25 protein-coding genes are annotated in these 25,603 nt (G+C 65.7%); 12 read left to right on the top strand and 13 right to left on the bottom strand.

Features of this window, described 5'->3' with window-relative positions:
* Nucleotides 1–3 precede the first annotated feature (3 nt).
* Nucleotides 4–924: a hypothetical protein gene (locus tag ACZI8W_RS06345; protein ID WP_463367651.1), complete on the bottom strand. Its 921-nt coding sequence runs from the start codon at nucleotides 922–924 to the stop codon at nucleotides 4–6.
* Between the two features lie 35 nt (nucleotides 925–959).
* Entirely contained in the window at nucleotides 960–1,166 is a 207-nt protein-coding gene (locus tag ACZI8W_RS06340; RefSeq protein ID WP_463367650.1) for a heavy-metal-associated domain-containing protein, read from the bottom strand.
* 211 nt (nucleotides 1,167–1,377) lie between these two features.
* Here ACZI8W_RS06340 and ACZI8W_RS06335 point away from each other — a divergent pair, with 211 nt between their 5' ends.
* The 6 genes from ACZI8W_RS06335 (at nucleotide 1,378) to ACZI8W_RS06310 (ending at nucleotide 6,322) form a co-directional block, all read left to right on the top strand.
* Nucleotides 1,378–1,785 carry a YciI family protein gene (locus ACZI8W_RS06335; protein ID WP_463367649.1) on the top strand — a complete coding sequence of 136 codons (408 nt, stop codon included), beginning with the start codon at nucleotides 1,378–1,380 and terminating at the stop codon, nucleotides 1,783–1,785.
* 31 nt (nucleotides 1,786–1,816) lie between these two features.
* A complete protein-coding gene (locus ACZI8W_RS06330) occupies nucleotides 1,817–2,962 on the top strand; it encodes an RNA polymerase sigma factor (protein WP_463367648.1) in 1,146 nt (381 codons plus the stop codon).
* Nucleotides 2,963–3,028: 66 nt separating this feature from the next.
* Entirely contained in the window at nucleotides 3,029–3,532 is a 504-nt protein-coding gene (locus ACZI8W_RS06325) for a hypothetical protein (protein WP_463367647.1), read from the top strand.
* Between the two features lie 90 nt (nucleotides 3,533–3,622).
* The gene (locus ACZI8W_RS06320; RefSeq protein WP_463367646.1) at nucleotides 3,623–4,141 is read left to right on the top strand and encodes a copper chaperone PCu(A)C; all 519 of its coding nucleotides are present in this window, start codon (nucleotides 3,623–3,625) and stop codon (nucleotides 4,139–4,141) included.
* Nucleotides 4,134–5,306, top strand: coding sequence for a Dyp-type peroxidase (locus ACZI8W_RS06315; RefSeq protein WP_463367645.1), 1,173 nt, complete (start codon nucleotides 4,134–4,136; stop codon nucleotides 5,304–5,306). Before ACZI8W_RS06320 ends, ACZI8W_RS06315 begins: the two co-directional genes overlap by 8 nt.
* Before the next feature lie 44 nt (nucleotides 5,307–5,350).
* Nucleotides 5,351–6,322 carry a R2-like ligand-binding oxidase gene (locus ACZI8W_RS06310; protein ID WP_463367644.1) on the top strand — a complete coding sequence of 324 codons (972 nt, stop codon included), beginning with the start codon at nucleotides 5,351–5,353 and terminating at the stop codon, nucleotides 6,320–6,322.
* A 16-nt stretch (nucleotides 6,323–6,338) separates the two neighbouring features.
* Here the strand turns inward: ACZI8W_RS06310 and ACZI8W_RS06305 are convergent, their stop codons facing one another.
* On the bottom strand, nucleotides 6,339–7,502 hold the full coding sequence (locus tag ACZI8W_RS06305) for a hypothetical protein (RefSeq protein ID WP_463367643.1): 1,164 nt from the start codon (nucleotides 7,500–7,502) through the stop codon (nucleotides 6,339–6,341).
* Nucleotides 7,503–7,624: 122 nt separating this feature from the next.
* On the opposite strand from ACZI8W_RS06305, the gene ACZI8W_RS06300 reads away from it, so the two are divergent.
* Entirely contained in the window at nucleotides 7,625–9,328 is a 1,704-nt protein-coding gene (locus tag ACZI8W_RS06300) for an alpha/beta hydrolase (protein ID WP_463367642.1), read from the top strand.
* A gap of 63 nt (nucleotides 9,329–9,391) precedes the next feature.
* A complete protein-coding gene (locus ACZI8W_RS06295; RefSeq protein WP_463367641.1) occupies nucleotides 9,392–10,684 on the top strand; it encodes a lipase family protein in 1,293 nt (430 codons plus the stop codon).
* A gap of 25 nt (nucleotides 10,685–10,709) precedes the next feature.
* Here the strand turns inward: ACZI8W_RS06295 and ACZI8W_RS06290 are convergent, their stop codons facing one another.
* Both ACZI8W_RS06290 and ACZI8W_RS06285 read right to left on the bottom strand, forming a co-directional pair.
* On the bottom strand, nucleotides 10,710–12,650 hold the full coding sequence (locus ACZI8W_RS06290) for an acyl-CoA dehydrogenase family protein (protein WP_463367640.1): 1,941 nt from the start codon (nucleotides 12,648–12,650) through the stop codon (nucleotides 10,710–10,712).
* A gap of 93 nt (nucleotides 12,651–12,743) precedes the next feature.
* On the bottom strand, nucleotides 12,744–13,211 hold the full coding sequence (locus tag ACZI8W_RS06285; protein ID WP_463367639.1) for a hypothetical protein: 468 nt from the start codon (nucleotides 13,209–13,211) through the stop codon (nucleotides 12,744–12,746).
* 131 nt (nucleotides 13,212–13,342) lie between these two features.
* On the opposite strand from ACZI8W_RS06285, the gene ACZI8W_RS06280 reads away from it, so the two are divergent.
* Nucleotides 13,343–13,870 carry a peptidylprolyl isomerase gene (locus ACZI8W_RS06280; protein WP_463367638.1) on the top strand — a complete coding sequence of 176 codons (528 nt, stop codon included), beginning with the start codon at nucleotides 13,343–13,345 and terminating at the stop codon, nucleotides 13,868–13,870.
* 70 nt (nucleotides 13,871–13,940) lie between these two features.
* Nucleotides 13,941–14,867, top strand: coding sequence for a rhomboid family intramembrane serine protease (locus ACZI8W_RS06275; RefSeq protein ID WP_463367637.1), 927 nt, complete (start codon nucleotides 13,941–13,943; stop codon nucleotides 14,865–14,867).
* On the opposite strand, the gene ACZI8W_RS06270 is transcribed toward ACZI8W_RS06275, so the two are convergent.
* Together ACZI8W_RS06270 and crgA are read right to left on the bottom strand one after the other, a co-directional pair.
* Nucleotides 14,852–15,322: a PH domain-containing protein gene (locus tag ACZI8W_RS06270; RefSeq protein WP_463367636.1), complete on the bottom strand. Its 471-nt coding sequence runs from the start codon at nucleotides 15,320–15,322 to the stop codon at nucleotides 14,852–14,854. The two genes, ACZI8W_RS06275 and ACZI8W_RS06270, sit on opposite strands and share 16 nt — an antisense overlap.
* Before the next feature lie 85 nt (nucleotides 15,323–15,407).
* Nucleotides 15,408–15,674, bottom strand: a complete 267-nt coding sequence (crgA, locus tag ACZI8W_RS06265; RefSeq protein WP_463367635.1) for a cell division protein CrgA — start codon at nucleotides 15,672–15,674, stop codon at nucleotides 15,408–15,410.
* A 104-nt stretch (nucleotides 15,675–15,778) separates the two neighbouring features.
* On the opposite strand from crgA, the gene ACZI8W_RS06260 reads away from it, so the two are divergent.
* Nucleotides 15,779–16,504 (top strand): DUF881 domain-containing protein, encoded by a 726-nt coding sequence (locus ACZI8W_RS06260; protein ID WP_463367634.1) that lies wholly within the window; start codon nucleotides 15,779–15,781, stop codon nucleotides 16,502–16,504.
* Between the two features lie 22 nt (nucleotides 16,505–16,526).
* Complete coding sequence (locus ACZI8W_RS06255; protein ID WP_463367633.1) at nucleotides 16,527–17,189, top strand: aminodeoxychorismate/anthranilate synthase component II; 663 nt, start codon at nucleotides 16,527–16,529, stop codon at nucleotides 17,187–17,189.
* Nucleotides 17,190–17,215: 26 nt separating this feature from the next.
* On the opposite strand, the gene pknB is transcribed toward ACZI8W_RS06255, so the two are convergent.
* From pknB to ACZI8W_RS06225, 6 genes are read right to left on the bottom strand one after another with little or no spacing between them, the layout of a single operon-like run.
* Nucleotides 17,216–19,132 carry a Stk1 family PASTA domain-containing Ser/Thr kinase gene (gene pknB, locus ACZI8W_RS06250; RefSeq protein WP_463367632.1) on the bottom strand — a complete coding sequence of 639 codons (1,917 nt, stop codon included), beginning with the start codon at nucleotides 19,130–19,132 and terminating at the stop codon, nucleotides 17,216–17,218.
* On the bottom strand, nucleotides 19,129–20,709 hold the full coding sequence (locus ACZI8W_RS06245) for a serine/threonine-protein kinase (RefSeq protein ID WP_463367631.1): 1,581 nt from the start codon (nucleotides 20,707–20,709) through the stop codon (nucleotides 19,129–19,131). The genes pknB and ACZI8W_RS06245 overlap by 4 nt, the downstream gene beginning before the upstream one ends.
* Before the next feature lies 1 nt (nucleotide 20,710).
* A complete protein-coding gene (locus ACZI8W_RS06240) occupies nucleotides 20,711–22,195 on the bottom strand; it encodes a peptidoglycan D,D-transpeptidase FtsI family protein (RefSeq protein ID WP_463367630.1) in 1,485 nt (494 codons plus the stop codon).
* Nucleotides 22,192–23,640: an FtsW/RodA/SpoVE family cell cycle protein gene (locus tag ACZI8W_RS06235; RefSeq protein WP_463367629.1), complete on the bottom strand. Its 1,449-nt coding sequence runs from the start codon at nucleotides 23,638–23,640 to the stop codon at nucleotides 22,192–22,194. Before ACZI8W_RS06235 ends, ACZI8W_RS06240 begins: the two co-directional genes overlap by 4 nt.
* A complete protein-coding gene (locus ACZI8W_RS06230; RefSeq protein WP_463367628.1) occupies nucleotides 23,640–25,112 on the bottom strand; it encodes a PP2C family protein-serine/threonine phosphatase in 1,473 nt (490 codons plus the stop codon). The genes ACZI8W_RS06235 and ACZI8W_RS06230 overlap by 1 nt, the downstream gene beginning before the upstream one ends.
* Nucleotides 25,109–25,570 (bottom strand): FHA domain-containing protein FhaB/FipA, encoded by a 462-nt coding sequence (locus ACZI8W_RS06225; protein WP_463367627.1) that lies wholly within the window; start codon nucleotides 25,568–25,570, stop codon nucleotides 25,109–25,111. The genes ACZI8W_RS06230 and ACZI8W_RS06225 overlap by 4 nt, the downstream gene beginning before the upstream one ends.
* Nucleotides 25,571–25,603: the final 33 nt, after the last annotated feature.

Genomic DNA, 25,603 nt, shown 5'->3' with positions numbered 1-25,603 from the left:
TGGTCAGTGCCCGTGCCCGCCGGATGCGGGAGGGGTGTCGGTACCGGTTGACGGTGCGGGTTCGGCGGTCAGCGTGAACTCGGCGGTCCGCACCACCCCGTCGTGCTGGAAATCCAGGAACAGTCGGTAGTCGCCGGCGCTGGGGGTCGTCACAGCAAAGTCGATTCCGGGGCCGGCCGGCGTGATCCCGTCACCGGGATGTCCGCTCGGGTGCACATGAAGGTAGCCCAGATCGGTTGCTCGCAGTGCCACGAGATGTCCGTAGGCGCCGAGGTACGGCTGCAGGTCGGTGACCGGGTGGTCGTCCCGCGATACCGTCGCGGTCACGGTGGATGCCTGGCCCGGGGTGAGCGCTCCGTCGAGCGTGACGGTGTATCCGTCGACCGTGGTGGTTGCGGTCGCCAGGGGGAGTGGATACGGATCGAAGTGTCCGGCCACCTGCAGGTCGGCGCCCAGCGTCAGGGGTGCGCCGCCAGCGGGCGTGAAGTCGGCGAAGAGTCGATACGTTCCTGCCTTGTCGAGGTCGAGCGGCACGGTCCATGTTCCGGTGTCGTCGAGGACAGGGTGTACGTGCGCATACTCGGTCAGGTCGCGTCGCACCGTGATCAGGTGGAGTTGCTTGTCATGACTTTCGACGTACCGGGTGACCGGCTGCCCGTCGGGGTCGAGGATGCGGAAGTGCACCGGGACCCCTGTGCCCGCGTCGACATCGGTCGTTTCCAGGGAAAAGGTGTAACCGCCGTCGGTGGCCGTCAGTCCTGCAGGGATCCCCTCGATGACCGATACCCCCCTCTCGGGCGCACCTTCGTCCCCGGGGGTGCCGGTGCTGTTCTCGGGGCCGGTCAGAGCGCCGGCCCCGAGGGCAAGGGTGAAGACTGCGGCCAGGCCGAGAACGAATCCGGCGACCTTCGTCGATGTTTTCATCGGAGGGGCTTCCTGTCCGAGTCCGAATGGGTGGATCAGTCGGCGATCGTGTAACCGGCCTCATCGACGGCTGTTGCTATCGCCGCACTGTCGATCGCGGTGTTCGACTCGATATCGACGCGTCCGGTTTCGAGGTCGACGTTCACGCCGGTCACGCCGGGGATCTCGCTGATTTCTTCACGGACCGACGAAACGCAGTGCCCGCAGGTCATGCCGGTCACGGTGACGGTGGTGGTGCTCATGGGTGCCTCTTCTCGATCGCTGCACGACGGTGTACCGCCTGTCAATATACATATACCCCCTATAGGTATCAAGGGAGTGCGGTGACTGCGAATGACATCGAGGACGAAGACTGCCGAGTATTTTCGGCCGGGCGATGTCGAGATCGGCCGAACAGTTCCGTCCCAGGTATGGATGCAGCCACACTGGCTGCACAGAACCCAGGAGGCCACCATGGCGAAGTACCTGCTGCTCAAGCACTACCGAGGCGCGCCCGAGGCTGTGAACAGCGTCCCCATGGATCAGTGGACGCCGCAAGAGGTCGACGACCACATGAAATACATGCGGGATTTCGCGGCGAAACTCGAGACGACCGGCGAATTCGTCGACGGGCAGGCACTTGCGCCCGAGGGCACCTTCGTCCGATACGACGGGGAAGGTCGTCCACCGGTCACCGACGGGCCCTTTGCGGAGACGAAGGATCTCATCGCCGGATGGATGGTGATCGACGTCGACTCCTACGAGCGTGCCGTCGCCCTCGCCGGTGAGTTGTCGGCAGCGCCCGGCGCCGCCGGTAAACCGATTCACGAGTGGCTCGAATTGCGCCCGTTCCTGACCGCGCCACCGACAATCACCGAATGACGTTCACCGAACAACGCCGATCACCGAAAACATGGACGAACTGCTGCTGAGGGAATTGGTGCCCGCAGTGATCGGCGTGCTCGTACGTCGCGGGGTCGATTTCGCGACCGCGGAGGATGCCGTGCAGGAGGCGCTGATCGAGGCGATCCGGACATGGCCGGTCCGTGCGCCGGACGACTCGAAAGCGTGGCTGGTTACGGTGTCGTGGCGCAAGGCCCTCGATGTATACCGCTCCGAGGTGGCGCGGAGGGACCGTGAGCAACGAGTGGGCGTCGAGCCGCCACCCGGACCGGCCGAGTCCGACGATGACACGCTGCGCCTGTTCATGCTCTGCGCCCATCCGTCACTGACCTCGACATCGGCGGTGGCGCTCACCCTACGCGCCGTCGGAGGTCTGACGACCAGGCAGATCGCGTCGGCCTATCTCGTCCCCGAGGCGACGATGGCGCAGCGGGTCAGTCGTGCCAAGAAAACCGTCAGCGGTGCACGGTTCGAGGAGTCGGGCGATCTCGCAACGGTGCGACGCGTCCTCTACCTGATCTTCAATGAGGGCTACACGGGCGACGTCGACCTGGCCGCCGAAGCGATCCGGCTCACTCGGCAGCTGGCGGACATGAGCGATGAGGAGGAGACTGCCGGGCTGCTGTCGTTGATGCTGCTGCACCACGCGCGGCGGTCCGCTCGCACGCGTGGCGATGGAAGCGTGGTTCCGCTCGCGGAGCAGGATCGCTTCCGCTGGGACACCTCGCTCATCGCCGAGGGCGTGGAGATCCTTCAGACCACGTTGGCTCGGGACCGTCTCGGTGAGTATCAGGCCCAGGCTGCCATCGCTGCTCTGCATGCCGATGCGGTGCGTGTCGAAGAAACCGATTGGGTGCAGATCGTCGGCTGGTACGACGAGCTCCTCCGGCTCACCGGAAGCCCGGTCGTGGCGCTCAACCGTGCCGTTGCGGTCGGTGAGGCCGACGGTCCGGCCGCAGGCCTCGCGGCCTTGGCCGCGGTGGATCCCGACCTTCCGCGATACAGCGCAGCGGCGGCGTACCTCCATGAGAAGGCAGGGGATCTCGAGGATGCCGCACGGCTGTATGCCGACGCGGCTCGGTCGGCCCCCAACCTGGCCGAACGTCACCATCTCGCGAAGCAGGCGGCGAGGGTGAGTCGACCGCTGCACGGGTAATCGCGTGTTTCACGTGAAACGAGACCCCTGTACGACGGCTTGTAGTACCCACGTACGCTGGGGTCCATGTTCGCCGAACGAAACCTCGTGGCGCATGTGCGCGGGGGCTTCGTCGGTGGCACGTCCGCTGCGGTGAGCGTCGCCGCGCACGCGGCGGCCGGGGGAGCGACACCCGGTCAGAGTGCGGCCGTCCTCCTCTTCCTTGCGGCGGTCGCCGCCGGTGCGGTCGCGGAGGGAACGCGACTTCCCGTCATGGCGATCCTCACGATGGGGCAGGTCTTCGGCCACATCGCACTTGCGCTCGAGTCCGAGCACACGCACGTGCCGAGCCTCGCCATGGTCGCCGCACACATCGCGGCGGTGGGTGTCGCGGCCGTTCTGATCACCGGCGCCGAGCGAGGCTGCCGTATCGCCCTGGCGGCAGTGCGGCGTCTCGTCCCTCGCGGTTACAACCCGCCGCCCGTGCGCTCTCGGACCACCCCGTGCATCGCGCACCACCCACCCGCACGTCGGGTGCTCCTCCCCGCTGCTGGGCTCGGCACGAGAGGTCCACCGGGCTTCGTCGCCTGACCTCGACCTCGTACACGAGTCACTCCCGGGATCGCCGCTGTGCGGCGTTCGGCGTTGCCGCATGCCCGGACATCAGCATGGAGAACAACTGTGATCAAGACTTTCAGCACACCATTACTTCTGACCGCCGCCGTTCTCGTCGCGGGATGCAGCACCGACAGCAGTACCGATACCCCCGCCGCCGACGCACTCGTCGTGTCGTCCTCCTGGGCGAAGGCGGCCGACTCCGGCATGACCGCCGCGTTCGCGGAACTCGAGAACACCGGTGACGACGACCTGCACATCGTGTCGGCGACGAGCCCCAGTGCGGGTAGCACCGAACTGCACGAAATGGTTGCGGGCGACGGCGGCGCGATGGTGATGCGCGAATCCGAATCCGGGTTCGTCGTCGAGGCCGGCAGCGTGCACACCCTCGAGCCGGGAGGCGACCACCTCATGCTCATGGACCTGACCGGACCGATCGTCCCCGGAGCGGACGTGAGCTTCACCCTCACCTTCACCGACGGTTCCACGAAGGACTTCACAGCTCAGGTCCGGGATTTCGCGGGTGCCCAGGAGGAATACGCGCCCGACCACAATGACGGGGAAGGAACCGACCACAGTGGCTGACCTCAGTCGGCGCCGACTGCTGGGCGGTGGCGCCGCGATGCTGGGTGCAGCCGGTCTCGGTGCCGCAGGCGCGGGGGTCGCCGCCGCAACGCGGGAACCCGAGAGGATGGGCACGAACATTGTCGAGGCCCATGGTGTGCACCAGGCGGGCATCGCCACCGAGCCACAGGCGTTCGCCGCGTTCATCTCACTCGACCTGAACCCGGATGTCGATCGAGTCGGTGTGATCGGTGTCATGAAGGTGTGGGCCGAGGACACGCACCGGCTCACCCGGGGAGTGCCCGCGCTGGGCGACACCGAACCCGAGTTGGCGGTGGACCCCGCGCGGCTCACCGTCACCGTCGGTTACGGCAGCGCCGTGTTCGATGCGGCAGACATGGTCGCGGCGCGGCCCTCGTGGCTTCGGCCGCTGCCGCCGTTCGACGTCGACATGCTCGAGGACCGATGGTCCGGAGGCGACCTGCTGCTGCAGGTGTGCGGTGACGACCCGGTGACGGTGTCGCATGCGGTGCGCGCACTCACCAAGAGCGTGCGGTCGCAGGCATCGGTGAGGTGGGTGCAGCGAGGTTTCCGCCATGCTGTGGGCACCCGACCCGACGGGCAGACGATGCGCAACCTCATGGGCCAGGTCGACGGCACCATCAATCCGCAACCGACGACCCCGGATTTCGATCGCCAGGTCTGGAATGCGGGTGATCTGCCGTGGCTCGCGGGCGGAACGTCACTCGTACTGCGTCGTATCCGTATGGAACTCGACACGTGGGATGAACTCGACCGTCCAGCGAAGGACCTCGTGATGGGTCGCAGGCAATCGGACGGCTCACCGCTGACCGGCACCGCCGAGCATGACGACGCTGACTTCGAGGCGGTCGACCACCATGGGATCCCGGTGATCCCACCGGAGTCGCATGTCGCCCGGGCCCGGCCGCGGAGCGCCGACGAACAGTTCCTCCGCCGCGCCTACAACTACGACGACGACGGTGCAGGTCTGCTGTTCGCCGCGTATCAGGCTGATGTGGAACGACAGTTCGTTCCCGTGCAGAAGCGGCTCGCGGAGCACGACGCACTCAACACCTGGACCACCCCGGTCGGATCGGCGGTTTTCCTCATACCGCCTGGATATGAGGCAGATGGGTATCCAGGGGATGTGCTCTTGGAGAACTGACCGAATGTGTGACTCCGGGCGCGCACAGCGCTAACCTGGTTGATGTGACGCGGATAACACAGGAACGTCAGGGGTTTGCGTCGCTGCGGGAAGGCGGCCTCAATTGGGATGCCTTCCCGCTTCGGCTCTTCTCGAAGGGCAACGCCAAGTTCTGGGATCCTCACGATCTCGACTTCTCCCGTGACGCCGCGGATTGGGCGGATCTGAACTCGGAGCAACAGCGCAGCTCGACGTTTCTCGTGGCGCAGTTCGCTGCCGGTGAAGAAGCCGTCACCCAGGACATTCAGCCGTTCCTGCGTGCAATGGCCGCTGAGGGCAGGATCGGCGACGAAATGTATCTGACGCAGTTCTGTTTCGAGGAAGCCAAACACATGCAGGTGTTCCGGCTGTGGATGGACGAAGTGGGCCTCACGTCGGATCTGCACCCGTATGTGGCGGACAACCCGTACTATCGCCAGTTGTTCTACGAGGAACTACCGCACTCGCTGCTGGTGCTCGATTCCGATCCGTCACCCGCGAACCAGGTTCGGGCGAGCGTCACGTACAACCACGTGATCGAAGGAAGTCTCGCTCTCACGGGTTACTACGCCTGGCAGAAGGTCTGCACCACGCGGGGAATATTGCCGGGCATGCAGGAACTGGTGCAGCGTATCGGCGACGACGAACGCCGGCACATGGCGTGGGGGACGTTCACGTGCCGGCGACACGTTGCGGCAGACGACTCGAATTGGAACGTCGTGCAGGAGCGGATGAACGAACTGCTCCCGATGGCGCTCGGAATGATCGGGTGGGTCAACGACCAGTTCGACGAACAGCCTTACGGACTCGATCCCGAAGAGTTCGTCGCCTATGCGGCCGACCGAGCACAACGTCGTCTGGGGGCGATCGAATCCGCCCGGGGCCGGGATGTCCGAGAGATCGACCTCGACTACACACCGGAGGTGCTCGAGGAGAAGTTCGGCGCAGAGGACGCAGCGGAACTCGCGTCGATAGTCGCGTCGGACACGGCCGGGTAGTCGAAAAATCCGGTGATCAGAGCGTCAAGGCGAGCACGAGGAGAACGACGATCACTGCACCGATCCCGGCCAGCGCGTAGGTGAGGGTCGACACTTTCGGATCGACGGATGATTCGGAGGACTCCGAGCCGTTCAATGCCTCTTGATCTTCGTCCACCACCTCGGACGCTGCGGAGTCTCCGGCCGAGGATTTTCCGGCCGAGGCCGAATCGGAGGTGGCGGCAATTGCCACAGGTATGTCATCCTCCGAATCGGACTCGGCTTCGCGCAGGCGCGCGAATCCTCCGGTGAGGACGTCTGTCCGGTCGTACGACGGCGGTAGGCCGATGCGTGCCTTCTTCTCTCGGGCAGGTGTGAAGCCCGTTGCCAGGATCGCGGCACCGAGCGCAGCTGTTTGCTCGGGACCGGGACCGACGAGGCTTCGCACCATCAGTTTGGTTGCGAGACTGTTGGCGATGTCCTGAATGTGCGACCGGTCGCGTGCGACGAGTCCGTCGCCCATGACCACGACGGCGTCGAGGTTGTCGGGCATCCACCCGAACGCCCCGAGTGCAGTTGCGAGTTGAGCAGCCGGGGACGGCGCGCCCTTTGCCGCAACACGGAAGGCTTTTCCCGCGGGCACACCGGAGCGAACGAGCGTGACCGTGGATCCGGCGTCGTCCACGTGGTAGACGCCGATGAGCAGGCCTGGGGTTTCAGAGATTTCCGAGGCGTACCACGTCGCGGCACCCTGAGCGTCGGAGACAAGGTCGACGTGCCTCAGTTCGGCGTAGTCGAGCGCGGCGCGGAGCACGGAGACCTTCGACGGATCCCAGTGCGATGGGTAGGTGGCTGTGTATCCGGGGTCGGTGTCCCGATCCATGCCTCCGAAGGTCGGGAGCGGGTGGCATTCGTTGAGGAGGCAGTGGACTGCGGTCGCCATGGCGTCCTCGGCGCGGTAGACGCGACCGTCGCTCGCAGCGATTCCACCGGGATCGCCTACACGGGACAGGAACCCGGAAAGGGTGCGTGCCTCGTCGACAGTGCGTGTGGAGCCGCCGAGTTGGGAGTTGCCGTCGTGGTCGATGTGCAGGACCGTGTCGCGGGCGATGACGACGGGATCCGGGGTGCCGGGTTCGTTGGACGCCACCACAGCTGTGGAGACGATCCTGCCTATCCGAAGCCCTACCCCGATGGCCATCAAAACCCTCCCTGTAACGATTTGCTTACATCATGCCCCGTTGCCCTTCTAGGAGGGCGTGGCACGCCATATAGGCCACCGTAGACCGAGCGTGTCGTGAATATCCCATTTAGACTCCAGCGATGAGACAGCAGGAGGCGCCACCGGACCCCGGATCGTTCCGGGATACCGTCTACCGGCGTGCGGTTCACCCGGTCGGACTCGCGTTCGCATTGTTCTTCTTCGTGCAGTCGATGACGCCGTCGCTGTTGCCGCGCGTGTGGTACCTCCAGGGTGTTGCCACAGGAATCTCGGTGGCCACCGGCTATGGGCTCGGCTGCGTCGTCGCCTGGACTCTGCGCCGGTGCGGAGTACACCCCCGATGGTCTGCGACGACACGGCGACGCGGCTGGTGGGTGCTGGCCGCCGTCGCGATCGTCGTGGTCCCGACCTTCCTCGTTCTCGGCTCGTGGTGGCAGCAGATCGTTCGCGAATTGGTCGGGCTCGAACGACTCGAACGCCTTCTGTACCTGCCGGTTCTACCCGTCGCTGTAGTGGTGGCGCTCGTGCTGATCGCAGTGGCACGTCTTCTGCGGTTCGGGGTGGTGTGGCTGTCTGCGTTCTCCGCACGATTCCTGCCGGACGCGGTCGCGAAGGTCGCCGCGATCGTCGTGGTGTTGCTGTTGCTGGTGGTGGTTTTCGACTACGGGGTCTACCGGGGAATCCTTTCGGTCGCAGAGAATTCGGCAGCGGTGTCGGATCATGGAACGGAAGACGGCGTAACCAGTCCGACCGCACCCGAACGGTCGGGTTCCCCCGACTCGCTCGAAGGTTGGGAGACGCTGGGGCGGGAGGGCCGAACCTTCGTTGCGGGCGGCCCCACAGCCGATGAGATCAGCGGCGTCACCGGCGAACCCGCGCTGACACCGATCCGCGCGTACGCGGGTAAGGAATCCGCCGACACGGTCGGCGAAGGTGCCGGGAAAGTGGTTGCCGAGCTGGAACGCACGGGTGCGTTCGACCGGTCGGTGCTGGCGGTAGTGACCACGACCGGCCGCGGTTGGGTCAACGAAAACGTCGCGAGTGCACTCGAATTCGTCAGCGGTGGTGATTCGGCGATTGCGGCCATGCAGTATTCGTTCCTGCCGAGTCCGTTGGCATTTCTCGCTGACCGTGAAACCCCGCAGGATGCCGGTCGTGCCTTGTTCGAGGCGGTGCATGCACGGTGGTCCGAACTCCCCGAGGATGCTCGACCGAAGCTCGTGGTTTTCGGGGAGAGTCTCGGATCGTACGGTGGACAAGCGGCGTTCGCGTCCGGTGACGCGATCGTCGAGCTCACCGACGGAGCCCTGCTCGTGGGTACGCCGAACTTCGCGGAGCCCTGGGGATGGATCACCGCAGGCCGCGATGAGGGTTCGTACGAACGGCTTCCTGTGGTCGACGACGGCCGGAACATCCGGTTCGCGTCCGCCCCGGACGATGTCGATCTTCCCGCCGAATGGGAGTTCCCGCGTGTGGTGTTCTGGCAGCACGCAAGTGACCCGATCACGTGGTGGTCGTTCGACCTGATCCTGCACGAGCCGGACTGGTTACGTGAACCGCTCGGCCCTGATGTGGATCCGGGGATGAGCTGGATTCCGTTCGTGACGTTCTGGCAGGTGACCCTCGACATGGTTTTCTCCGCGGACGTTCCCGACGGACACGGTCACTCGTATGGCGCCGAGGCGGTAGATCTGTGGGCGGGAATCCTCGCTCCGCAAGGGTGGGACGAGGAGAAGACCATTCGGGCGCAGGAAGCTATTGCCGTCAGTTCACAGAATGTCCAAATGGAAGCTACTGGCGAGTAGGTGCGTGTTACATTACGTCCTGCCGTGATGGGCGGCACATTTTCTGGACGCTGGGAGGAAGCAATGGCGGGTCGCAACCGGCGATGGGGGGTGCCGGCAGCAGTCGTCGTTGCGGCGCTGGTGGGTGGATTACTGGCAGGTCCGGCGACCGCGAATGCCGAAGGCGACTTCTATCAGCCGCCGGAGGTGCTCGGGGGAGCACCGGGCGATCTCATTCGTACCGAGCCGTCCGACCTTGCCATCCGAGTTCCTACCCCCGAGGGTATGTTCCCCGCGCAGGGAACCCGGCTGCTCTATCGCAGCAACGACGCCAACGGCGCCGCGAATGCCGTCAGTGGCACCTACCTCGAACCGTCGATGGCCTGGAACGGGCCGGGCGAGCGGCCCCTGGTGGTCCTGGCCCCGGGAACGCAGGGGCAGGGCGACCAGTGCGCGCCGTCGAAGGTGCTCAACCACCTTGTGCAGTACACACCGCCGCTCGACCTCTTCACCGAATACGAACTCCTCTCCATCAACGCGATGCTCGTGCAGGGGATCGCCGTGGTGGTCACCGACTACGACGGATTGGGTACCCCCGGTCATCACACGTACGTCAATCGTCTGGCAGAGGCGCACGCGGTACTCGACGCCGCGCGCGCTGCACAGAACCTCCCCGACGCCTCCATCTCGGAGAACGGGCCGGTCGGACTCTTCGGCTACTCCCAAGGTGGTGGGGCAGCCGCCGCCGCGGCCGAACTTGCGCCCGGATACGCCCCCGAACTCGATCTCAAGGGCGCGTACGCAGGGGCGCCTCCGGCGGACCTGCTCGAGACGCTGAAGCAGATAGACGGTACCGCGCTCACCGGCGCCATCGGCTACACGATCAACGGCATCATCGAGGCGTACCCGCAGTTGACGGACGTCCTCGATGCGGAAATCAACGATCGCGGTCGTGAGATGCTCGCGGCCGTCGCAGGTCAGTGCCTGCCCGAGACGATCTTCCGCCACGCCTTCCAACAGACCAGCGACTTCACGCGCACCGGCGAACCCCTGGACGCGGTGATCTCGCGGATCCCGGAGGCCAGGGAGATCGTCGACGCGCAGCGCATCGGCCGCCTGACACCACAGGTTCCGGTGCTCGTTCAGCACGGCACCCAGGACGACACCGTGCCGTACGGGCAGGGCCGTCAGTTGGCGGTGGATTGGTGTGATCAGGGCGCCACCGTGCAGTTCTCCCCGAACCACACGCCGCCGATCCTCCCCGGATTCATCGTCAACCACGCGCTACCGATGCTCGGTGGCATGCCCGAGGCTGTCGTCTATATGAACGATCGTTTCGCAGACAAACCCGCGCCGTCGAACTGCGGGGCCTTCTGACCGGGTTCCCACCGCCGTCGAGCGGCTATGCATGATGCGGTGACAGTCCGATGCGGCGCGCCACGTTCTCCTCCCGCGACGGGCCGAGTGTCCATTCGGCAATCCACGGCCCGGTGCCCTCGCTCTGATCGAGTACCCCGTTCTCGAGCCACGTGTAGCGGCCCTCGAGCACTCCGTGGGTCAATGCGACGTCGGCGTCGTCGGTGTTGGCCCACAACCCGGCGAAGAGCGCATCGATGCGTACGCGTGCCTGATTGCAGAATGTGTCGGCGAGTTCGGTGGCACCCTCGGAACCGGGATGCATGTCGGCGCGTTGTTGTTCGGCGCGCACACAGCACGCCGACATCGCGAACAGTTCGGCACCGATGTCGACGATGCGCCCGAGGAAGTTCTGCCGCTTCTCGAGTCCTGCCTGCCAGCGCGCCATCCCGTAGAACGTCGATCGCGCGAGTTTGCGGGACGCGCGTTCGACGTATCTGAGGTGAGTGGCAAGAGAACCGAATTCGGCGTACGAACCCGGAATCTGTCCGCGACCTGCGACCAGCTTGGGGAGCCACTTCGCGTAGAAGCCGCTTGCATTGGCGGCCGCTCGAGCTTTCGCAGACGTCGAGGCCTTCGGGTCGGCGAGATCTCCTGCGGCCCGTAGATGGGCGTCGACGGCTTCGCGTGCGACGAGGAGGCGCATGATCTCGCTGGATCCTTCGAAGATCCTGTTGATCCGCAGATCCCGAACCAATTGTTCGGTCGGCACGGCTCGTTCTCCGCGTGCGGCGAGGGATTGCGCGGTCTCGTAGCCGCGTCCACCGCGGATCTGGATCAGTTCGTCGGCGATGATGCACGCCATCTCGCTTGCCCACAGTTTCGCAAGCGCCGCCTCGATGCGGATGTCGTTGCGCTTCTCGTCGCACATCTGCCCGGACAGTTCCACGACGGACTCGAGAGCGTAGGTGGTGGCAGCGATGAACGAGACCTTCGACGCCACCGCGGCGTGTTCGCCCACCGGCCTGCCCCATTGAACGCGGACAGCCGACCACTCTCGCGCGATCTTCAGCGACCACTTCCCCGCGCCTGCACCCATCGCAGGAATGGCGAGACGGCCGGCATTGAGCGTGGTCAGTGCAATCTTGAGACCGTCTCCTTCGCGTCCGATGAGGTTGCGCGCGGGAACACGCACCTTGTTCATGCGGGTCACGCCGTTCTCGATGCCCCTGAGACCCATGAAACTGTTGCGGCGCTCGACGGTGATGCCAGGCGAATCCGCTTCGACGACGAACGCCGAGATCCCGCCGCGGTGGCCGTCGCTCCGCGGAACACGTGCCATGACGACGAGCAGTTCGGCAACGACCCCGTTGGTGGTCCACAGCTTGACGCCGTCGAGTTCGTAGGCGTCACCGTCCTCGATCGGAGTTGCGCTCGATGCGAGCCGCGCAGGATCGGAGCCGACGTCGGGTTCGGTGAGAAGGAAGGCAGAAATGGCCCCTTTCGCGCATCGCGGCAGGAATTCCGCCTTCTGCTCGTCGGTGCCGGCGAGCGCGAGGGGCTCGGGGACACCGATCGACTGGTGGGCGGACAATAGGGCGCCGATGCTCGGATGCACACTCGCCGCCAGTGTCAATGCGCGATTGTAGGCCACTTGGGAAAGTCCGAGTCCGCCGTATTCGGGCTTGATCTTCATGCCGAAACACCCGAGTGCGACGAGTTCGGCGACGTACTCGTCGGGGATCTTCGCGTCGCGTTCGATGATGCTGCCGTCCATAGTTCGGCACAGGTTCCGGAGCGTGGTCAGAAATGCTTCGGTGCGGGCATCCTCATCGGGGGTGGGTCGCGGGAAGGGGTGGACGAGGTCGAGGGTGAGCCGGCCGAGGAACAGTTCTTTCGCGAACGAGGGCTTGTCCCAGTCGGTTTCACGAGATTCTTCGGCCACTGCGCGTGCTTGTTCTTCGGTGACGTGCGCGGATCCGGTCATGATGCGCCTCCATCAGAGAGTGTCTACCCGTGAGTATCCACTCTTCTGTGGTACGCGTCACACAGTTGGTCGGTTTCGATACCGACCGGTAACTCAGGCGCCGGCGATCTCGTCGTCGGGTACCGCATGCACGCGGGGCGGCTCGGCTGCGACGGGCGGGAAAGACGGGCGACGACTGCGGTAGAAGACGACACCGCCGGCGACGACGGCACCGAGAACACCGGTGATGAGCAGTGCTTTCCGCCCGCGACGCGACTTCGGGACGACCTTCTCCACGGCCTGTTCCGCCGCGCTCTTATCGGCCAGGGCTTTTTCGGTGGCGGCCTTGATCAGCGGCGAAGCCTCTTCTCGTGCGCGGCGTGCGCGAGCAGCGAGTTGCTTGGATGCCTCGATACCTTTGCGGGCTACGACGAGGCCGGCCGTTGCCGACCCCTGGGCCAATGCCACAGCACCGTCGCCGGCGACCCGCAGTGCGCCTCCGAGATCGGTGCGGTCGTCGATCGGGCGTACGAGGTCGCGGATGGACTCGGGGGTTGCGCTATCGGAAAGGGACTCGCTCACACTCGACATGGCTCCCACATTGCCACACCGGGTGATCCTTCCGACCCAAGCGCGGGAGGCACATCACAGTCGGAGGACTGTCGAGCCGAACAACACAGCGTCGAAGAATCCGAGGATGGCAACATGGGGGTGTGACTTCACCCAACCAGACAGCAACCGCCACTCTCCACACCAACCGCGGAGACATCGTGATCGCCCTGTTCGGCAATCACGCGCCGAAAACGGTCGAGAACTTCGTCGGCCTGGCCGACGGCTCGAAGGAGTACAAGACCAAGAACGCGAAGGGCGAGGCCACGGGCCCGTTCTACGACGGCGCGATCTTCCACCGGGTCATCGACGGCTTCATGCTCCAGGGCGGCGACCCGACCGGCACCGGTCGCGGTGGCCCGGGCTACCAGTTCGGCGACGAGTTCCACCCGGAGCTGCAGTTCGACCGTCCCTACCTCCTCGCGATGGCGAATGCGGGGCCGGGCACCAACGGCTCGCAGTTCTTCATCACGGTCGGCGCGACGCCGCACCTGAACCGTCGCCACACGATCTTCGGTGAGGTCGTCGACGAGGAGTCGAAGAAGGTCGTCGACGCCATCGGTTCCACCGCGACCGATCGTGGCGACCGCCCGACCGACGACGTTGTGATCAACAGCATCACCATCGCCTGAGAGAAACAGCCTGATAAGAACAGCCTGATCAGAACAGCTTGATCAGAAACACAGTCCGAGAGAGATTGCTATGACGAACCCCGGCTGGGGCCCAGCGGCCGAGGGGGGCGGCCCTGCGTCCCAGCCGCGGTGCGTCCGTCACCCCGACCGCCCCACACTGCTCGCGTGCACGCGGTGCGGTCGACCGTTCTGTCCCGAGTGTCTACGCCCCGCGTCGGTGGGGCACCAGTGTGTCGAGTGTGTCGCCGCTGCCCAGCGATCCGCGCCGCAGGCCCGGACGGTCGCCGGTGCGCCGGTGCGCACCGATCGGCAAACTCCGCTGGTCACCTACATCCTCATCGCGCTCAATGTCGCGATTTTCGGGGTCACTGCCGCGCAGTCCGGCAGTGTGATGAACAACGAGCAGGCGTCCAGTCTGTTCTTCGAATGGGCGCTGTGGCCGCCCATGATCGCCGCCAACGGCGACTACATCCGTGTTCTCGGCGGCGGCTTCCTGCACTACGGCCTGATGCACCTTGCGATCAATATGTTCGCGTTGTGGATCATCGGTCGCGACACCGAACTGGTGCTGGGTCGTGCCCGGTACCTCGCGGTGTACGCGGTGTCGATCATCGGTGGCTCCGCCGCGGTGATGTTCCTGCAGCCCAACGCGGTCACCGTCGGAGCGTCCGGCGCCGTATTCGGCCTGCTCGGCGCTCAGGCCATCATTCTGCTGCGATTGCGTCGTAGCCCCGCACCGGTCCTCGCCGTGGTCGCGCTCAACGTCTTCATCAGCATCACGATCCCCGGCATCTCGTTGTGGGGGCATCTCGGCGGCCTGGTCGCGGGCGCGGCGTCGACGGCTGCCCTGCTCTACGCACCGCAGTATCTCGGCGCCGGTACCGATCGGAACAAGATCGTCCGTACGGGATGGATCGCGCTCACTGCGGTAGCGGTGTTGTCGCTCGTGCTGGTGGTGCTCGCCGTACTACGTTTGCGCTCTCAATTGGGGGTGTGATCGGGCGCCAGACCGTGCACCGCCAGTGTGTCGTACACCTCGCGCGGATCGGTACCCAGATCCCACCGCCCGAAGATCATCAGCCGCTCGTCGCCGGTGTCGGGGTCGAACGCGTCGATTTCGAGCATCGGGACTCGCCGCCCGAGTCGTGGGTAGTCGACGATTCGCACCCGGTGTAACTGCGCGCGCGTGAACTCGCGGCGACCGGTCAGGCGCGTGGTCGCGATGCCCGATGCCGGGCGGTCGGAGTCGCCGAGAATCTCGAGTCGAGGACGCTGCCGGGCGGCGGAGAACGCCATCGCGAGAACGAGTAGCGAGGCGAATCCGATCAGGACCCGGCCCACCGCGTCGGGCGTCGCGACCACCGCTGCCACCGCAAGCACGACTCCGCCGACCGCGAGAGCCGCGACGGCAACAGGTGGCGTCGCCCATTCGAGTGGGGATCGGGCGGTCATACTGCTGATTCCGCACAGTTGTGCACAGGTTTCTCCACAGGTGGGGATGAATCACACGTGTGTAATCCGGCGGCGCCGACGATCGTCAACGCCACTTCATCGTCATGACCAGACCGGCCACCATGAATCCGAATCCGATGAGGAAGTTGTATGCACCGAGGCTGTTCATGAAGGAAATGTGCTCAGCGGCGAGGTAGTACACGATCAGCCACACCAAGCCGATGATCATCAGGCCGAGCATCACCGAGACGTAGAGGGTGCTCGACGGCATGGCCTTCACCTTCACCGGTGTCCGGCTGACCGACCTTTCGACCGCGTCGTCCTTCTTCTTTCTGACCTTCGACTTGGGCATGGTGTCCTCGCTGGTACGACTCCGCCTCCTGCAGGCCGGCAGAGTAGGTTGGGCATCTACCTGTGCTGTACACGCTAACGCAGTAGCCGAAAGGGAGGTTCGACGTGTCGAACGGTCGGCTGCGCACTCTGGCCTGGGGCTCCGCGACGCTCGTCGTGTGTCTGGTCGCGGGGCTGCTGCTCGGTACCACCCGCGGGGTCTCCGACGGTACCGAACTGCGCGCGGGTGACTCGCCGCGTCTGTCCGACCTCGTGCGCGTGGCGCAGTCGGAGTCCGACGATCTCGCCGCCACCCGCGACACGCTGGCCACACAGGTCGCTCAGCTCCAGAGCAGCGCGGCCACCAACGACGGGGAGGTCGCGGCTGTGCTCGCTCAGCTCGATGCGCTCGAGGCCCCAGCGGGCCTGACCGAACTGCAGGGCGCCGGCGTCACCGTCACCTTGACCGACGCACCGCGCGACGCGCACGGCCGGTATCCGGCAGACGCCTCGCCCGACGACCTCGTCGTGCACCAGCAGGATGTGCAGAGCGTGCTCAACGCGATGTGGGCGGGTGGTGCCGAAGCCATCTCGATGCAGGATCAGAGGATCGTCGCGACGTCGGCGCCCCGCTGCATCGGCAACACCCTCCTTCTGCACGGGCGTACCTATTCGCCGCCGTATGTCATCACGGCTTTGGGAGATCCCGCGAAGATCGCTGCGTCGCTCGATGCCGAACCCGGAGTGCGCGTCTACAAGCAGTACTCCACTCGCTACGGGCTGGGTTTCATGCAACAGACCGGCACCGTGCTCACCGTCCCCGCATACACCGGTGGAGCAGCAGCGCGATGATTCGGTGAGTACTCTTCCCACCATGCGCATTCTCGTCGTCGACAACTACGACAGCTTCGTGTTCAACCTCGTGCAGTACCTCGGTCAGCTCGGGACACAGGCGCAGGTGTGGCGCAACGACGACGAGAGGCTGACTGCACCGGGCGCACTCGAGACGGTCGTCGCCGAGTTCGACGGCATCCTGCTCAGCCCCGGCCCCGGCACTCCCGAACGCGCCGGCGTCAGCATCGACCTCGTCAAGGCCTGCGCAGCCGCACGCACGCCGCTGCTCGGCGTGTGTCTCGGTCACCAGTCGATCGGTGTCGCATTCGGCGGGACAGTCGATCGTGCCCCGGAACTCCTGCACGGTAAGACGAGCCTGGTGCACCACGATGGCAGTGGCGTCCTGGCCGGTCTGCCCGCCCCGTTCACCGCAACGCGGTACCACTCGCTTACCGTGCTCCCGGAAACGATGCCCGACGAACTCGTCGCCACCGGACAGACCGACAGCGGCGTGATCATGGCGCTGCGGCATGCGGAACTGCCCATTCACGGCGTGCAGTTCCATCCCGAATCGGTACTCACCCAAGGTGGTCATCGCATGCTGGCGAACTGGCTCGGGGTGTGCGGTCAGGCGCCGGAGGAATCGCTCGTCGCGCAGCTCGAGGGTGAAATGGCCCGAGCGCTCGACGACGGCGCTGCCTGACGTAACCACGCTCGGTGAGAAGGCCCTTACGGGATTCCCAGGATGCCGACGCCGACACTCACCGTGTCGGACGTGGAAATCTCCGAACCGGGTGGCTGTTGCTGGGTGATGATCGTGCCCACAAGGCTGGCATCGAGTGTGGCCTCACGGGTTTGTACGAGCTGCGCAGCCGAGCCTGTCCAGCCGGCCGCGCGGAGCGCCGACAGGGCCTGCGACACCGAGCGGTTGGTCAGCACAGGCATCTCGATCCGGTTGCCGTCGGAAACCTGGATCGTGACGGTGCCACCCTGGTCGGTCGTGGCGCCACCGGCCGGGCTCGTCGATACGACGGTGCCGGCCCGCTCGCTCGATTCGACCTGCTCGACGACGACCTCGAATCCGGCGCCCTCGATGTTGCCGCGGGCAACCTCCTCCGCCTGACCCACTACGTTCGGGACACGGACCTGTTCGGGCCCGGAGCCGAGCGTGATGGTCACCGAGCCGTCACGGTCGACGTTCGCGCCGGCCGACGGGCTCTGCTCGACGACGGTGTCTATCTGATCTTCGTCGGACGGTGCCCGCAACACGTTCGGGTCGAGCCGCAGGCCCACCGAGTCGAGTTGCTGGGCGGCATTCTCCTGGGAGAGGCCGGCGAGTCGCGGAATCTGCACCTGTTCGGGCCCGCTCGACACCTCGAGGGTGACCGTCGAACCTTCTTCGGCTTGGCTACCCGGCACCGGCCGGGTGTTGACCACGTTGCCGTCGGCCACCACCGAGTCGGGCTTCTCCTGCATAGCCACCCGGAAGCCGCTGTTCTGAAGCTGCGCCTCGGCTTCGTTCGCCGCCAGATTACGGACGTCCGGGACGGCCACCTGCGCCGCGGTGGACCCCGGGCCCAGCGACCACAGGAACACGCCGACGACACCCACCACGATCACGGCCGCGACACCGAGCAGGACCTTGCGCAGCGTGGACCCTCCGCCGCCTCCGGAATCACTGCTGACGGCGCCACCACCCGCAGCGGCCGCTGCGGCGGGACGGTGGTGCCTGCCTGCGTTCTCCTCGACCGAATCGATCAGGGTGGTGCGGTCTTCATCGGTCATGACCATCGGTGCGCTGGGACGTTGACCGCTGAGAACACGGATGAGGTCGCTGCGCATCTCCGCCGCGGACTGGTAACGGTTGGCGGGATTCTTCGCCATCGCCTTGAGGATCACCGAATCGAGCTCGGGGGGAACCTGCCGGTTCACCGACGACGGCAGCGGCGGATCCTCACGGACATGCTGGTAGGCAACCGCCACCGGCGAGTCACCCTTGAACGGTGGCTCGCCGGTCATGATCTCGAACAGGACACAGCCCACCGAGTACACGTCGGAGCGCGCATCGACCTGCTCGCCTCGCGCCTGCTCGGGTGACAGATACTGAGCGGTGCCGATGACCGCGGCCGTCTGTGTCATCGGACTCGAGGCGTCGGAGATCGCGCGAGCGATACCGAAATCCATGACCTTGACGGCACCGGCCTTGTTGATCATGACGTTGGCGGGTTTGACGTCGCGGTGCACGATCCCGTTGCGGTGACTGAAGTCGAGCGCCGCACACACATCGGCGATCACCTCCATCGCCCGTTTCGGCTGCATGGGCCCTTCGCCGCGCACGATGTCGCGCAGAGTGTCGCCCTCGACGAACTCCATGACGATGTACGGGATCGGGCCGGCCTCGGTTTCGGCTTCACCGGTGTCGTATACGGCGACGATCGCCGGATGGTTCAGTGCTGCCGCATTCTGGGCCTCGCGGCGGAACCGCAGGTAGAACGTAGGATCCCGGGCGAGATCGGCACGCAGAACCTTGATCGCCACGTCGCGGCCGAGCCGCAGATCCCGTGCCAGATGCACCTCGGACATGCCACCGAAGCCGAGGATCTCACCCAGCTCGTAGCGTGAGGAGAGCTTGCGCGGTGTGGTCATGACGTTCCTCGGGTGTCCGGCGGTGCGTTGTTCGTACCGTTGCTGGCTGCGGGTTGTTGGTCGCCTCCCGTACCTCCGTCGCCTTCGCCGTCACCCGAGGCGCCGTCTGGCAACTCTTCTTCGACGGGTTCCGTCGTGGTGGCGGTGGTGGTTGTCGGTGTCGCGGTGGTCGTGGTGGGCGTTTGCGTCGTGGTCTGAGTCGGAACCTCGACCGTGGTGGTCGGCTCGACCGTCGGAACTTCGACTGTGGTGGTCGGCTCGAACGTCGGCGGTTCGGTGGGCACGGGGGGTGGAGCAGTCCATTCCGACGTCGTCGTTTGCGGCGGACGTGTCGTTGTGGTGGGTTGTTGCCTGGTCGTGGTGATCTGCGTGGTGGGCGACTGCCCCGTCTCCGGTGCGTTGTCGTTGCCACTGGTCAACAGAACGACGCCCAGCGTCACCAGTGCGAGCACGATCGCCACGCCCGCAGCCCAGGCGAGTGCCGTCGGGCTGGGCCCCTTCCGGCCGCCGTCACCTTCGTCCTGGGCTGCAGCCGCGGCACCGTACGGGGGCCGGCCGGTCGGCGGCTGCCCCGCCCCCGAGTACGGCGATTGTGTGTATGCGGTGGGCGAGTACTGCTTGGACTGTTGAGTCTGCTGCGGCCCCGACTGCATGGGCACCGTCGTGGTTGCCCCCGGAACCCCAGGCGGCAGCACTCGGGTCGCGCTCGTGACCGGCGGCACATTGCCCGGCGGAGGAGCCGGTCGGCCCGACCTCACCGTCGACACGGCATCGGCGAACTCGCCACCACTCGAATACCGGTACTTCGGATCTTTCGTCATCGCGATGTCGATTAGGTCGCGCACCTCGTGCGGGAGATCGGCGGGCAGCGGCGCCGGAGTCTCCTGCACGTGCTTCATCGCAACCGTGACGACGCTCTCCCCGAGGAATGGCCGCCGGCCCGACAACACTTCGTAGCCGACCGCACCGAGCGAATAGACATCGCTCGCTGACGTCGCCTCCTGGCCGAGAGCCTGCTCCGGCGCGATGTACTGCGCCGTGCCCATGACCATGCCGGTGCGCGTGACCGGGGACGCGTCGACGGCCTTCGCGATACCGAAGTCGGTGATCTTCACCTGGCCGGTGGGGGTGATCATGATGTTGCCGGGCTTGACGTCGCGATGCACGACACCCGCATTGTGCGCGGCCTGAAGAGCCCGGCCGGTCTGCTCAAGCATGTCGAGGGCTTGCGGCAACGACAACCGGCCCACGCGGGACAAGACCGCATTGAGCGGCTCGCCGTGCACCAGCTCCATCACCAGGTAGGCGACGGACTGCCCTTCCTCGTCGGTCGTCTCGCCATAGTCGAACACCCCGGCGATGCCCGGGTGATTGAGTTGCGCCGTGGTACGCGCTTCGAACCGAAATCGAGTCAGGAAGTCCTGGTCGTGAGACAATTCTGCCTTGAGGACCTTCACTGCGACCCGCCGGTCCAGTCGTGTATCCAGGCCTTCCCAGACCTGTCCCATACCGCCCGTGGCGATGAGTCGCGTGAGGCGATAGCGGTCGGCGACCATGGCGCCGCTGTACAAAGCCATGTCAGCCTTCCTGTATTCCGGCCGCAATCACGGCCCGTCCGATAGGTGCGGCCACCGAGCCGCCTGTTGCGGCGAGGGCACGATCGCCACCATCCTCGACGATCACGGCCACCGCCACCGTGGGCTGCTGAGCGGGTGCAAACCCGATATACAGCGTGTGCGGCGGGGTGTTACGCGGGTCGCTGCCGTGCTCGGCGGTGCCGGTCTTCGACGCGATCTGAACACCGGGAATCGCACCCTGTCCACCCGACCATTCTTCGGAGCCGATCATCAGATCGGTCAGTGTTGCCGCCACCGAGGGGTCGATGGCCTGCCCGAGGGATTCGGGCTTGGTTTCCGCGAGGAGCGCGAGATCGGGCCCCTCGAGACGGTCGACGAGATACGGCTTCATGCGCACACCACCGTTGGCGACGGTCGCAGCAATGACCGCGTTCTGCAGCGGAGTCAGCGCAACATCACGCTGGCCGATGGTGGACTGTCCGAGCGCTGCGCCGTCGGCGATCTGTCCGACGGTGCTCTCCGCAACCGGCAGCGGAATGTCGATGGTCTCGCCGATACCGAGAGCTTCCGCCTGGTCGACGAGAGCCTCGCGACCTGTGTTGATGCCCATTTCGACGAAAGCGGTGTTGCACGAGCGTGCGAACGCTTCGCGCAGCGACACCGTGGGGGCGTCGCCGCAGGCAGCGCCGCCGTAGTTCTCGAGAGTTGTCGTGCTGTCGGGAAGCGTGATGTTCGGCGCGGCAGTGAGTTGATCGTTCGGAGTGACACCCGAGTCGAGAGCAGCGGCCGTCGTCACCACCTTGAACGTCGAACCCGGTGGGTACGTCTGGGAAATCGCGCGATTGAGCATCGGCTTGTCGGGGTCGGCGTTCAACTCGTCCCATGCTTCCGAGGTCGCCGCGCCGTCATGACCGGACAACCGGTTCGGGTCGTAGCTCGGCGTGCTCACCATCGTGAGAATCCGGCCCGTCGACGGCTCGATGGCCACGACCGACCCGGTGTATCCCTTGGACGTCAGTTCGTCGTACGCGACCTGCTGCATGGCCGGATCGATCGTCGAGACCACATTTCCGCCGCGCGGGTTTCGCCCCGACACGAGATCGAACAGCCGACGCCCGAACAGCAGGTTGTCGGAACCGTTGAGCAGTTCGTCCTCGCTGCGTTCGAGACCCGTGCTGCCGTACTGCATCGAGTAGAACCCGGTGACCGGCGCGTAGGCGAGCGGACTCATCGGCTGTGCCGGTGTCGACGGGTACTCACGCAGATACTTGTAGCGGCTGTCGGTGGGGATCGACACCGCCAGTGCCTGCCCGGCAGCTGAGATCTGGCCGCGTTGACGCGAGTACTCGTCGAGCAGCACTCGCGAGTTTCGGGGGTCGGTGCGAAGATCGTCCGCCTTGATGACCTGCACGTAGGTGGCGTTGGCGAGCAGTGCGACAACCATGAACATCACGGCCATCGCGACCTTGCGGAGCGGATTGTTCATTCGCGCCCCATCATTTCCGTCTGAGCGTCCGCGATGGGTGTCACCGGCTTCTTGCGCGGTTGCGCAGGTTCGCGTGCGGCGTGCGAGATCTTCATGAGCAGGGCCAGCAGCAAATAGTTCGCGAGCAGCGACGACCCACCGTACGAGACGAACGGTGTGGTCAGGCCCGTGAGAGGAATCAGTTTCGTGACACCGCCGACGACGACGAACAATTGGACGGCGAGCGTGAACGACAGACCGGCGGCGAGCAGTTTGCCGAAACTGTCGCGCACGGCGAGGGCGGTGCGCAATCCGCGGATGACGAGGATGAGGAACAACAGCAGGATCGCGGCGAGCCCGATCAGACCCAGCTCCTCACCGATCGTGGCGATGATGAAGTCGGTCTTCGCGAACGGCACCTGCGCAGGCCGTCCGCTACCGAGGCCCGTGCCCGCGACACCACCGGTGGCCAGACCGAACAGCGACTGGGAGATCTGATAGCCCGTGTTGCTGTAGTCGGCCAGGGGATCTATCCACGTCTCGACGCGGACTCGGACGTGACCGAACATCTGATACGCGAACACGAAGCCGACAGCGAGCAGGGAGAACCCGATGACCAGCCAGCCCACTCGTTCCGTTGCGATGTAGAGCATCACGAGGACGGTGGTGAACAGCAGCAGCGACGTGCCGAGATCTTTCTCGAACACCATGACGCCGATCGAGATGACCCACGCGGCGAGGATCGGACCGAGGTCGCGGGCGCGGGGGAAATCCATGCCGAGGAAATGCTTGCCTGCGGTGGTGAACAGATCACGTTTCGCCACGAGCACGGATGCGAAGAAGATGATGAGCAGAATCTTGGCGAATTCACCCGGCTGGATGCTGAATCCGGGGAGTCTGATCCAGATCTTGGCGCCGTTGACCTCGGAGAACTGCGCCGGCAGCAACGCGGGGATCGCGAGCGCGATCAGGCCGATCAAGCCGAGGGTGTAGCTGAAGCGGGCAAGCAATCGGTAGTCGTGCAGGAACACGAGGACAGCGATGAACAGCGCGATGCCGATCGCCGTCCACAAGATCTGCTGGTTCGCGTCGGGTGACGGCATGGGCAGACCCATGTAGCGCGCGTTCTCCTGATCGGCGAGGTCGAGCCGATGGATCAGGACGAGACCGAGGCCGTTGAGTAGCGCGACGATCGGCAGCAGTAGCGGGTCGGCGTACTTGGCGTACCTCCGGACAGCCACGTGTGCGACGAGGAACAACCCGGCGTATGCCAACCCGTACTTGACGAGGTCGAGAGTGAGCGCCTGCTCGAGGGACGCCTCGACGAGCATCATCGACACTGTCGTGATGCCGATCGCGACGAGTACTAGTCCCAGTTCGGTGTTGCGCTTCGTGGATTGAGCAGGGGCCGGAGCGAAACCACCGGGGGGGCTTGGAAAAGCCCCCGCACCATGGGTCACCGACATCAGGCGCCCACCCTGCAGTTCTGGCCGGGGACCTGGGGTACGGGCGCCGGCTCCGGTGCCACCGTTGTGTCGGTCTCACCGTTTCCGGGCACCGGTTCCCCAGGCTCGGGTGCTGCCTCACCGGGGGCAGGTGCGGCAGGAGGAGTCTCGCCGGGGGCGGGTTCGCCCGGTGTCGGTTCACCGGGCGCGGGCGGTGCGGGCGCGGCCTCCTCGACCCGGCATACGGGAAGCAGGTCTTGTTCGGCGAGGCGTGCCATCTGCACGCTCGCGTCGTCGAGCGACCCGGACGGGAGACCGGCACGAACCTGTTCGCGTGCGGCAGGTTGGAGATCGTCGACCATCATCACGCGGCACTGGGCATCGCCCGGATCGACGAGGGTCAGCTCGCCGTCGTCGGTCACGCAGCCGATGCGTGCCGGTTGCTGCAGCGAGTAGCCGAGGACGCTGCCGGGGAGTCCGCGCAGCACGGTGACCCGGGCATCGGCGGCGCTGACGAAGTAGTTGTTCTGGATCATCTGCCGACCGAAGAAGCCGCCGGCGGCTATCAGACCGAGCACCACGAGCGCGATGAGCGGAGCCCGCCAGCGGCTACGACGCTTCTTCGGCTCTTCGGGAGTCTTGTTGATGACGCGCTTGGGTGTGGCGCGTGGCGGTCGCATCGCAGCGGCGCGACCGGCGGCGGTGTTCGGCCGGGGAGTTTCGTCGTCGTCCTCACCCGAGGCTGCTCCGGCGACGATGGGGTTGCTCTGGCCGTAGTCGAAATCGATGACGTCGGCGACGACCACCGTGATGTTGTCCGGTCCGCCGCTGCGCAATGCCAATTCGATGAGACGGTCGGCGCACTCGTCGTGACCGTCTTCGCCCAGAGTGTTGCCGATCGTCTCGTCGCTCACCACATCGGACAGGCCGTCGGAACAGATCAGGTAGCGGTCTCCGGCGCGCGCTTCGCGCACCGTCAGCGTCGGCTCGACCTCGGCGCCGGTGAGAGCGCGCATGATCAGCGAACGCTGCGGGTGCGTGTGTGCCTGTTCCGCGGTGATGCGGCCCTCGTCGACGAGCGATTGCACGAATGTGTCGTCGCGGGTGATCTGGGTGAGCTGGTTGTCGCGCAGCAGGTAGGCGCGGGAGTCGCCGATATGAGCCAGGCCCAGCTTGCTTCCGGCGAAGAGGATCGCGGTGAGCGTGGTCCCCATGCCGTCGAGTTCGGGTTCTTCCTCGACCTGATCGGCGATCGCGGCATTGCCTTCCCGCACCGCGTCGTCGAGTTTGCCGAGGAGATCGCCGCCCGGCTCGTCGTCGTCGAGATGCGCGAGCGCGGCGATCATCAGTTGCGAGGCGACCTCGCCGGCGGCGTGGCCACCCATTCCGTCGGCCAGGGCGAGCAGTCTCGCTCCGGCGTAGACCGAGTCTTCGTTGTTGGAGCGAACGAGGCCTCGGTCGCTGCGGGCAGCGTAACGCAGTACTAGTGTCACGGGCGGAGCTCGATCACGGTCTTACCCACGCGCACAGGAGTGCCCAGGGGTACGCGGACAGCAGTGGTGACTTTAGCTCGGTCCAAGTACGTTCCGTTCGTCGAGCCGAGGTCTTCGACATACCAGTCGGAGCCGCGCGGAGACAACCGCGCGTGTCGAGTGGACGCGTAGTCGTCGGTGAGTACCAGCGTCGAATCGTCGGCGCGACCGATCATCACCGGTTGCGTACTGAGTGTGATTCGGGTGCCTGCGAGTGCACCCTGAGTCACTACCAGATGCTTGGCGGTCTTGCCGCGGCCGAGCGACGGTAACACCGATTGCTTGGGGGAGTAGCGCGGCAGTGGTCGCGCAGTACCCGCGTAGACGTCCGAGCGCAGTGCACGTAGCACTGCCCACACGAAGAGCCACAGCAGCAGAAGGAAACCTGCCCGGCTCAGCTGCAGAATCAGCCCCTGCACGGCATGCCCTCCTTCGGCGTGTGCGACCAGTGC

The organism is Rhodococcus ruitaii (genome assembly GCF_055230935.1).
The sequence above is the reverse complement of the archived record's forward strand: the minus strand, read 5'-3'. Positions and strand labels throughout refer to the sequence as shown.

Excerpts from the sequence above, each read along its gene's own strand:
- ACZI8W_RS06345 (WP_463367651.1), bottom strand. The coding sequence starts at position 924 with ATGAAAACATCGACGAAGGTCGCCGGATTCGTTCTCGGCCTGGCCGCA.
- ACZI8W_RS06340 (WP_463367650.1), bottom strand. The coding sequence starts at position 1,166 with ATGAGCACCACCACCGTCACCGTGACCGGCATGACCTGCGGGCACTGC.
- ACZI8W_RS06335 (WP_463367649.1), top strand. The coding sequence starts at position 1,378 with ATGGCGAAGTACCTGCTGCTCAAGCACTACCGAGGCGCGCCCGAGGCT.
- ACZI8W_RS06330 (WP_463367648.1), top strand. The coding sequence starts at position 1,817 with ATGGACGAACTGCTGCTGAGGGAATTGGTGCCCGCAGTGATCGGCGTG.
- ACZI8W_RS06325 (WP_463367647.1), top strand. The coding sequence starts at position 3,029 with ATGTTCGCCGAACGAAACCTCGTGGCGCATGTGCGCGGGGGCTTCGTC.
- ACZI8W_RS06305 (WP_463367643.1), bottom strand. The coding sequence starts at position 7,502 with ATGGCCATCGGGGTAGGGCTTCGGATAGGCAGGATCGTCTCCACAGCT.
- ACZI8W_RS06300 (WP_463367642.1), top strand. The coding sequence starts at position 7,625 with ATGAGACAGCAGGAGGCGCCACCGGACCCCGGATCGTTCCGGGATACC.
- ACZI8W_RS06295 (WP_463367641.1), top strand. The coding sequence starts at position 9,392 with ATGGCGGGTCGCAACCGGCGATGGGGGGTGCCGGCAGCAGTCGTCGTT.
- ACZI8W_RS06290 (WP_463367640.1), bottom strand. The coding sequence starts at position 12,650 with ATGACCGGATCCGCGCACGTCACCGAAGAACAAGCACGCGCAGTGGCC.
- ACZI8W_RS06275 (WP_463367637.1), top strand. The coding sequence starts at position 13,941 with ATGACGAACCCCGGCTGGGGCCCAGCGGCCGAGGGGGGCGGCCCTGCG.
- ACZI8W_RS06270 (WP_463367636.1), bottom strand. The coding sequence starts at position 15,322 with ATGACCGCCCGATCCCCACTCGAATGGGCGACGCCACCTGTTGCCGTC.
- crgA (WP_463367635.1), bottom strand. The coding sequence starts at position 15,674 with ATGCCCAAGTCGAAGGTCAGAAAGAAGAAGGACGACGCGGTCGAAAGG.
- ACZI8W_RS06255 (WP_463367633.1), top strand. The coding sequence starts at position 16,527 with ATGCGCATTCTCGTCGTCGACAACTACGACAGCTTCGTGTTCAACCTC.
- pknB (WP_463367632.1), bottom strand. The coding sequence starts at position 19,132 with ATGACCACACCGCGCAAGCTCTCCTCACGCTACGAGCTGGGTGAGATC.
- ACZI8W_RS06245 (WP_463367631.1), bottom strand. The coding sequence starts at position 20,709 with ATGGCTTTGTACAGCGGCGCCATGGTCGCCGACCGCTATCGCCTCACG.
- ACZI8W_RS06240 (WP_463367630.1), bottom strand. The coding sequence starts at position 22,195 with ATGAACAATCCGCTCCGCAAGGTCGCGATGGCCGTGATGTTCATGGTT.
- ACZI8W_RS06235 (WP_463367629.1), bottom strand. The coding sequence starts at position 23,640 with ATGTCGGTGACCCATGGTGCGGGGGCTTTTCCAAGCCCCCCCGGTGGT.